2 protein-coding genes are annotated in these 8,467 nt (G+C 66.4%); one reads left to right on the plus strand and one right to left on the minus strand.

Translation table 11 applies throughout. From position 1 onward, the window contains the following. Positions 1-2 precede the first annotated feature (2 nt). On the minus strand, positions 3-7,487 hold the full coding sequence (locus AC5W7N_RS14425; protein WP_495923992.1) for a glycohydrolase toxin TNT-related protein: 7,485 nt from the start codon (positions 7,485-7,487) through the stop codon (positions 3-5). A 171-nt stretch (positions 7,488-7,658) separates the two neighbouring features. Here AC5W7N_RS14425 and AC5W7N_RS14430 point away from each other — a divergent pair, with 171 nt between their 5' ends. Beyond that, positions 7,659-8,054, plus strand: a complete 396-nt coding sequence (locus AC5W7N_RS14430) for a hypothetical protein (RefSeq protein ID WP_495923993.1) — start codon at positions 7,659-7,661, stop codon at positions 8,052-8,054. Positions 8,055-8,467 lie beyond the last annotated feature (413 nt).

The following is an 8,467-nucleotide window of genomic DNA, read 5'->3' on the forward strand; positions in this document are numbered from 1 at the left end:
TTCTACCACCTGATCTCGAGTAGTCCCAGAAGGTAAGAGTCTCCCAGGCATGGCTGTCGCCATTTCCCATGGTTCGACGAGTTTCGGCCTCTGATCTGGGCGGCGGAGCTCATTGCCCCTGCCAGGTCCGAGAGCTTGTAGCCTGCTCTGAGTGCTTGGGTTATGCAGTCTAGTTCTGCACATTGCCATGCGAACTGAGACTGGTTCTCCGCAGGGATCGACTGAATTACAGCTTCGAGTTCGGGGAACTCGGTGATGTCGATGGACCTGTTGCTCGCGCCCGAGAACATTGTGCCATCCGGCAACTGTAGGGCAGCTGCCATTCGCGGATCACCTTCCTTTGGCGGCCGCGGCATGCGATCAGCCATCTCGATTGCGGCAGTGCGTACGGCATCCCATTCGGAACCCGTCGGCTCCGAGTACTGTGCGTCCGGCGCAGGGGTGCGGTCAGCGGGCAGCGGGCTACCTAGGTGGTCGACATTGGAAAGCGGCCTGGGGGAGTTCGAGCTGGCCGGTTGGTCGGTGGGTTCCGGCGATGTACCCGGCGAGTGTTGCTCTGTGGCTGCGGCAACCGCCGTGGGAGGTGTCGGCCGGAGTGCTTCGGAGGGATCCGCACCAACGGGACGAATTTCTGTTGGTGACGACGATGCATGTGTCGCGGTGTTGCCGGCCTCCGATTGTGTGCCCGCGACATCGGATCGTTCTAACTCTTCCACTCGCCCATCTGGATGGAACCGATGGAATGTGTTGGGCAGATCCGGGACTCGCGACGGGTGGAGGGTGCGGCGAAGCGCTCGGTCCACACCCAGCTCCCCGGATGCATTGATGTAGAGATACCCGTCCGGCGCCACGACCGGGGCATTGAGGCAGCGCGCGAGCCGCGAGGCGAAGTTTCCGTCGAGGTGACCCGTGTTGCATGACAGTAGACGGACCGGAGTGCCGGGCTCGTAGTCTGCGCGATGGCGGATCAGGTTCGCTAACTCGCGCGGAGTCATTGGCCTGCCGTCCGTGGTGTCCATGGAGATCGAGTTCGGCGTGCCGTGAGCAATCACGTCGTAGTGACCTGGTAGCGGTTCCAGCTCGCGCGCGTATCGGTAGAACCGATCGTTTTCGTCCATGAGCGAGAAGCCGGGATGGCCGTCGTCGAACGGATGGGTCTGCGCCTGCGAGCCCGATTCGGAACCGCTGCCGGAATCTTCTGCGGTCGAAAAGTCGTGGCTACTGCCGGGCGCACTCATGTCCAACGGTGTTGGGGGGACCTCTCGTAGATATCCGCCCGCGATAAGAGCCTGTACCGATACTGGTAAATAGTGCTGGGTGCCGAGCCCTGCCTCTCCCATTTGCGGAGCGATCGGTCCTCGCCAGACTGGCAGAGGGCGAATCACCTCGTATTGGTGGTACCCGTTATCGAGGTTGGTCGGGGGTAGCGCACGTTCGGGATACGAGACGCCGGGCGGCGAGGTGAACCTGCCCACCGGCGGCCCGAAGCGGTCGATCACCTCACCGACCGGCAGGACCACCGGGTGTCGATCGGTCGCACTGAGGAAGCCCTCGGGGTGTGTAGTCTTATCCGCCCACATCAGGCTGCCATCCGGATTGGTGATCGAATCCATCCACGCGTCGCGACCGAGACCATGGTACGGATCGAAGCCATCCGGGATCAGCGACTCGACGGCAGGGTGGTCGCGGTCGACGCCCGGTGCAGTCGGCGGCCACGCACCGGTCCTGTCCCGGTAGTCACTCGCGCTCTTGTTCAGACTTTCCTGGATCTCTTTCAGGCGTTTCAGCTCGGCTGCATCCATGTCCGGATGCACCAAGTCGTCCGTCGGTACCGGGTCACCATTCGGCTGGAAGTATTGCTCGCGCGGAAGTGATGGGTCCGGTGTGGACTGGCCCGCAACCGGTGCGACGGATTCTCGAGCGTCCGCCGGTGATGCCGGGGCTGTCTTGGCAGGCATCTCAGGGCCGGAGTCGCGGCGTGGAGTTGACTCGTCCGTCCGACGTGTGGAATGGCTTCGCTCGACTCGAGGCGGCGCGTCAGGAAGTCTGCCTTCCGCGCGATCGCGGCTGGGTGGTACGTCGGTTCCTGGCGTGGTGCTCGGTGCAGGCGCGGTGTGGGAGGGGCCGGGCCGGGCTGCCTCGGCTGAGGCGCTGCTGGTTGGCGGCTCGGCCGGCTTCGGCCCTGCGGTGGTGTTGTGCTCGGTGGGTGCGGTCGGTTGGGAGCCCTGCGGGGCTGAGGCAGGAGAAGATGCGTCCTCTAGAACTCGAATGTCCCGGTCGGTGGCCAGGTCCCGTTCTGACGACTGCGGGCTTCCGCCCAGCCCATCGCTTCGCGGCACGTCACGTGAGTTGCTCGGGTGTCCGTGTGATAGCTGAGGGTCTGTTTGTTGATCGTGAGCAGGCGTTGGACCGGCGGCTCCGTCGGCGGCACCGTCAGTGATTCGGCCCGCAGCTGATACTCGATCTCCGCGGGAGTCTCCTTCGTTCGCTCGATGTGCACCCTCCATGTCGCTGGGTAGACCTGATAGCCCCGCACCGGTTGGCCGGTCCGAATCGCTTCGTCGTACATTTCCCCGATCGTCTGGGGTGCCAGACTCGAGTGCGCCGTTATCACTCCGGTCTGCCGGTTGACCACGTAGTTCCCCAGGCCCACTCCCTGGCCGCTCGCTCTCTCCTCCGGTGTCAGGACTCCCTGTGCCACCCAGGCGTATTGGGTCGGCAGTACCCGGAATTTGCGATCCGTTCGGAGCGCCCTCGCCAGGTACTCCCGAACTTGTTCCCGCGTTTCCAATGTTTCCGGCATGTGGTCCTCCATTTGCATCAATTGGGATGAAGATCAGTGAGCATGCGTTTTGATATAGCGACGCGGGTGGGGAGTCGGACGTTGTGCCGTGCTGAGGATCCCACCACACCGGTCCGCTGGCACCAGGCGGGAAGACGATGACAGTAGAGTGCCCACCGTCGATTACCGGTCGACCATTCTCGTCGAACTCCCAGTTTCCGTTGTCATCCAGCGAGGGCCAGTAGCTGTTGACCAACGCGGAAGATCCAGGTCCGAGGGACGTGATGTACGCGTGCAGAGACGCGTACTGCTCAGGTATGGATTGATTGGTGCTTTCGTAGGTACTCCACGCGCCTCCGAGCCAACGCGCGGCTCGTTGCGGCCCGTGACGCTCGCCACCCTGCTCGTCGATGCTGCCGTCGGGTAACCGATCAGGAAACCTGGGTGCGGAGACCTGGGGTGACCCATAGAACGAGGACAGCGCTGACACAGCGCAGTCGAGGCAGTTATTGCTACGTCCTCGGAAGTCGGGGCCGCCGTCGTTGATCAACCTGCCGTACGGATGGGTTCGGGGGTCCGCGCCCGTGGTGAACTGGTTTCCATCGCGCAGGGAGTCTTCGACATCAGCCTGGAATTGCGGGCTTTCGATGTAGTCCAGGCGGAGTGGGCCTTCGATCCTGGTGTCAGCCGGATTGCTGAACCGGGGTCCGGTGTTTGCCGAGGCGATGTCATTGCTGATCTGGCGCAGTTCGTCCGGGGAAAGCGTGGGATCTGCGCCGGTTGCGGTGGGCATCAGGCCCATATGCTGGCGAATGTTGTCAGTGAGAGCTTGCTCGGAATCTCTGAGCGACCACGTAGTGCGATTGCCCTGATGTCGGTGGCTCGTATCGGCTCGCAGGTGCGCATCGGAGGGGTCGTCGGTGAAGACGACGTCGACGAGGAGTCGGTCGTGACTGAGCAGTTGGGGCGCGGTGTTCAAGGACCGGTCGACCGCTTGCTCGGTTCTGGCCATGAGCCGACGCATGTCATCTGGCGTCACTCCGGTCCCCGGCGTGAGGTGGACACGGATGGTGACCACGGAGACGTGCTCGCCGGATGCGAGGCGATGGCGACGTACGTCGTAGGAAGGCCGCCCCCCGGTGTAGCGGGTGCCGGTTGCCGCTACCGGTGTGGTCCGACCATCGATCGGCGGTTGGTTGCGGAAGAACTCGCGGGCAGCGCGCGCCTGTTCGGCCGGTGTTTGTCGTGGTGGCTGGTTGCGAGGCGGCGTGTTGAGCTGCGGATGACGCGAAAAAGGTTGTGCGCCTGCCGGATTGTGGCTCGGGTTGCTCGCGCGGCCCGGATCGGGTGCGCGATTTTCACGGGGCTGATCCGGGGTGAGGGCGGAATTCTGAGGAGTTGTCGATGGGGGTGTGGTCGGGTTATGTGGCGTGCTTTGGGCAGCTGTATTGGTGCCGTTGGGATGAACTGCCGGAGCAGTAGATTCGGGGGTCGATGGGTACGACAGGTTGTTCGCGGGCTGGTTGTGGGACGCCGACCCGTGGTTGGGATCGGTCGTGTGGGGCCGGGCTGGTGCGAAGGGGGCGGGGCGGTCCCGGGTTGGAGTCGAAGGAGATTCGCTGCGGGTGTGGTGGGGAGGAGGGGTGGATTCGGGGGCGCGGGCGTCCGGGAAGGTCGGGGTCGGGCGCTGCTGGTTCGGAGGGAAGGGGCTCGGAGAGTGGGCGGTGGAGTCGCGGGCGCTGTTCGCTTGGTCCCGGGCAGGGTTGGGCCACCAGCTCGGGAGCTGGGTGCGTGCCCGGTGGGCTTCGAGGTTGGTGAAATCGTGGAGATCGGCTGAGGCGGTGTCTGTTGGTGCTCCGGTGGCAGGGACGCCGTCATTGAGTGACGGAGTGGAGCCCGAAGAGTCGCCGGGTTCGGTGCGAGAGGGTGCGGTGGGCTCCGAGTTGGTTGCTGTCGGATCGGGGCGGGTGTGGTCCGACGCGGGCGGGTGTTGCTCGGGCGGCGACGCGGTCTCGGGTGGGTTGGCAGCGAGTTGGGCTCGTTCGGCTTGGAATTCGGCTTCGGTGGGTTGGTAGCGGCCGATGTGGGGGTTGTATTCGCCGGCGAAGAAGGGGTCGCGGGGGATGGGGCGGCCGTCGTTGAAGTGGGCTACGTATTTGTGGATGGTGGGGTCGTAGCCGGGACGGTGGGGCGCGGGATCGGTGGGGTTCGCGGGCGTGGTTCGGCCGGCATCGGAGTCAGGGGCGGTGGACTGAGGTGCGCTGTGGTCCGGCTCCGGGGTGTGGGGAGCGGGAGAGCCGTCTTTCGGGTTCGGGCCGGGGGAGGTGGGGGCTGCGTTCGAGGTCGGAGCGGGGCGCGCGGAAGAGGGGCGGCCGCTCTGCGGGCTCGGGCCGGGTTGGGTTGTGGGGGTTGGGGTTTGGGCCGGTTGGGTGGCGGGGTTGGCCGGCGGGGTGGTTGCAGAGTTGGGGGTGTTCGCAGGGGGTGTGGTGGTGGGCTGGGTCGTCCCATCGAGTGTTGGAGCGGTGGCGGATGCTGCCGCAGTGGTGCTCGTTGGTGCGGCGGGAGCGGTGGCGGGTGCGCCGACGGTCGGTTGGGCGGTGGGGTCGTCGTTCGTCGGTGGGGTGCGGTTGGGTCCGGTGGAATTGTCCGGCTGGGATGCGGACTGGGGTGGGGTGGTCGTGGATCCGGTGGTTGACGTGGGCGCGCCCAGACTCGACGGTGTGCCCGTGCCCGTGCCCGTGCCCGTGCCCGTGCCCGTGCCCGACTCGCTGGAGGAGTCCTGGGTCGGCGCGCTCTGGGGATTGGAATCGGTGGTCTGGACTGGCAGGTCCAGTGGGGTCTGGGGTGCGCTCGGCGCGGGATCTTGTGGCGGGAGGTCGAGGGGGCTCGAATCCGGGTTCGCGGGTGCGGTGGACTGGCCCTGGTCCGGGAGATCGAGGGGGCTCGGGTCGGTGGTGGTGGGGGACGCGGGTTGGTCGGGGAGGTCGAGCGGGCTCGGCTGGGGGACGCCCGGCTGGTTGTCCTGCGGGGGCAGGTCGAGGGACGTGGGGTCCTGGGAAGGCTGCGTGGATTCGGGTCCGGGCGAGTCCTGGGTGGGCAGGTCGAGCGAGTTCGGTTGGCCGCCGGTGGACGGCTCATCGCCGCTGCGGCCGTTGTCGCCGGTGGTCTGATTGCCCGGGTCGTCCGCTGCGGTCTGCTGGGGCTGAGCAGGTGGTTCGTTGCCAGCGGGAGAGATTTGGGGAGACTGCTGGCTGGGATTGTCGGCACCGGTGTTGGCAGGGTCGCCGGTAGCTGCCGGATCGGTGTCGGCGGGAGGCTCGTTGCCGTTGCCGTTGCCGTTGCCGTTGCCGTTGTTGACGGAATCGTCGGTGCTGTCGGCGTTGGCGGGTGCGGTTTGGCCGGGTTGACGGTCGGTGTTTTCGGGGGTGTCGTCGCTCCCGTGGTCGTTGGAGCCCGTGGGGTTGGCCGGGTTGCGGGCGCCATCGTTGCCGGTGGGGTCGCCGGTGGATGCCGGTTGAGTGTTGGCGGGAGGCTCGTTGCCGTTGCCGTTGCCGTTGCCGTTGCCGTTGCCGTTGCCGTTGCCGTTGCCGTTGGGGTTGTCCGAGCCGCCGTCGTTGCCCGTGTTGTTGGCGGGGTTCTGGTTCCCGCCGCGGTCGCCGTTGTTGCTGCCGCGGTCGCCGTTGTTGTCCCCGCGGTCGGAGTTGTCGTTGTTCTGTGGTTCGCGGTCGTTGTTCCCGGAGTCGGGGTCGTTGTCGGAGCCGCCGGGCCCGTTGCCGCCTGCTTCGTCTCCGCCGTTGTTTCCGCCGCTGTCGAGTTGGTTGTGGGCGGCGCCGGCGGCGGCGCTGGTGAAGGTGTCGGCGGATAGTTCGAATTCTTCGCCGGTGATGGCGGCCATGGCGGCTTGGGAGCCGATGTCGGAGGCGACTTCGGTGGTGTAGTCGGTGGCGAATTGTTTGGCGCGGTTGCCGACGGTGTTGGCGAGGCCGTCGCCGGCGGTTTCGCCGACGCCGTTGGTGAGCCCGCCCTCGCGGCCGAGCCCGCCGGAGATGGCGCCGCCGATGGCGCCGCCGGCGGCGGATTGCCAGACGGCGGTGAAGTCGTCGCGGGAGAGTTCGCGGTCGCCTTTGGCGGCTTGGATCAGGCGGATACCGAGGTCGAGTCCGCCTTCTTCGAGGGCGCCGAGGGCGGCTTCTTTGACCACGCGGGTCAGGATGCGTTGCAGCAGTTGCCGCATGGTCAGTCGGATCGCGGCTTGGGTGGCGACGCGGGCGGCGGCGCCGGCGGCGGCTCCGGCGGGGGCGCCGACACCGGTGGCCATGGCGGCCAGCGCTGCGGCCATTTCGACGGCGAAGATCACCAGTTGGGCGATGATCATCAGTTTGGTGTGTTCGATGTCGTTGGCGCCGTCATCGACCAGGTCGGCCTGGTCTTTCAACAACCCGGTCAGGGCGGCGAGGGCACCGTTGTCGTTGCCGAGTTTTTTCCAGAACGCCTCGATCGCATCCGCGGTCTGCCCGTCCAGCGCGGACAGCAGTTGGTTGACCTGGCGTTGAGCATCGTCACCGAGATCGTCGAGGGTGGTGGCGGCGCTGTTGTAGGCGTCGGCCATGCGCCGCATCGCGGTCTCATCGCCCTCGGGCCAATCACCGGCCCCCACGACATACTTCGCGGCCCACTGCAACGCCTCGGGAATCTCGATGCCCACCCCAGAACCCTCCACTCCGCCGATTGAGCCCAGAACTTACCTACGCAGACATGGACGCACCGGACCCGGTGCTGGTTCCATTGATTCCCGGCTGCATTCCGTAACGGCCGGAATCCGCCAGGAAGGGACGGCTGTCCGGCGGGCGCTGGCGGCGACCTAGTGTCTGTTCGTATGACTCCTTCACGGTGGGCTACCTGCGGCATCGCAGCCGCCGCGATTGCCGCGGCCTTCGCCGGATCGACAGCCGGCGCCGCTCCGGCCGGATCGACCACTCCGGTGGTGTACTGGCGCGATCCGGGGTTGTCACCGCAATTGGGTGCGGCGGCGGTTATGGCCGAACGCCCGCCCGATGACCCGCAGGTGATCGTGCTGCGGTTCCGGGCCGAGGAAGGGGACGGGCCGGCGAAGGAACTCGCGGTGCACTGGCACAGCATGGTGACGGGAGCAGGAGGTGTCGCTTGGTTGACGTCCGGTACTCCGCTGCGGGTCCGGGTCGGTGCAGGCCCGGTGCTCGTCACCGCCACGGGCCGGGTGACGCTGATCCCCGGCGCCGGCGTGATCGGCTGATCGCAGCCGGACGCGCATCACAACCAGAGCGCGGACCTGCTGATTGTCGCCTTACTCACCTGCTGGATCGCGTGGGTGTGAGCATGGTCCGGAGCCCGCGAACGGCCTCGCGGCCCCGCCGCCAGCGACGATGTCCGCAGGCTATGGGCGTTGGTTGGTCCGGTGCCCAGGGCGACGGTAGATTGATTCGGTGATCAGCAGCGAAGTTCGCGGATGTGCCGCGTGGGCGACCTCGGGTCCGGTCGTGCCCATGTAACAAGTGGCCCGGCGGACAGATAGTGCCAATGAACATTTTTGTCTGATTGATACGAGAACTGAGCTCGGAGAAGTGGACGCCACGCTTGGATAGGTGAGCGTCCTGTCCGGGTGTCGTCGGGGAGCGCTTGCGTGGTGTTCCGGAAGCGAGGTTACGG

Source organism: Nocardia sp. CDC519 (assembly GCF_059509835.1).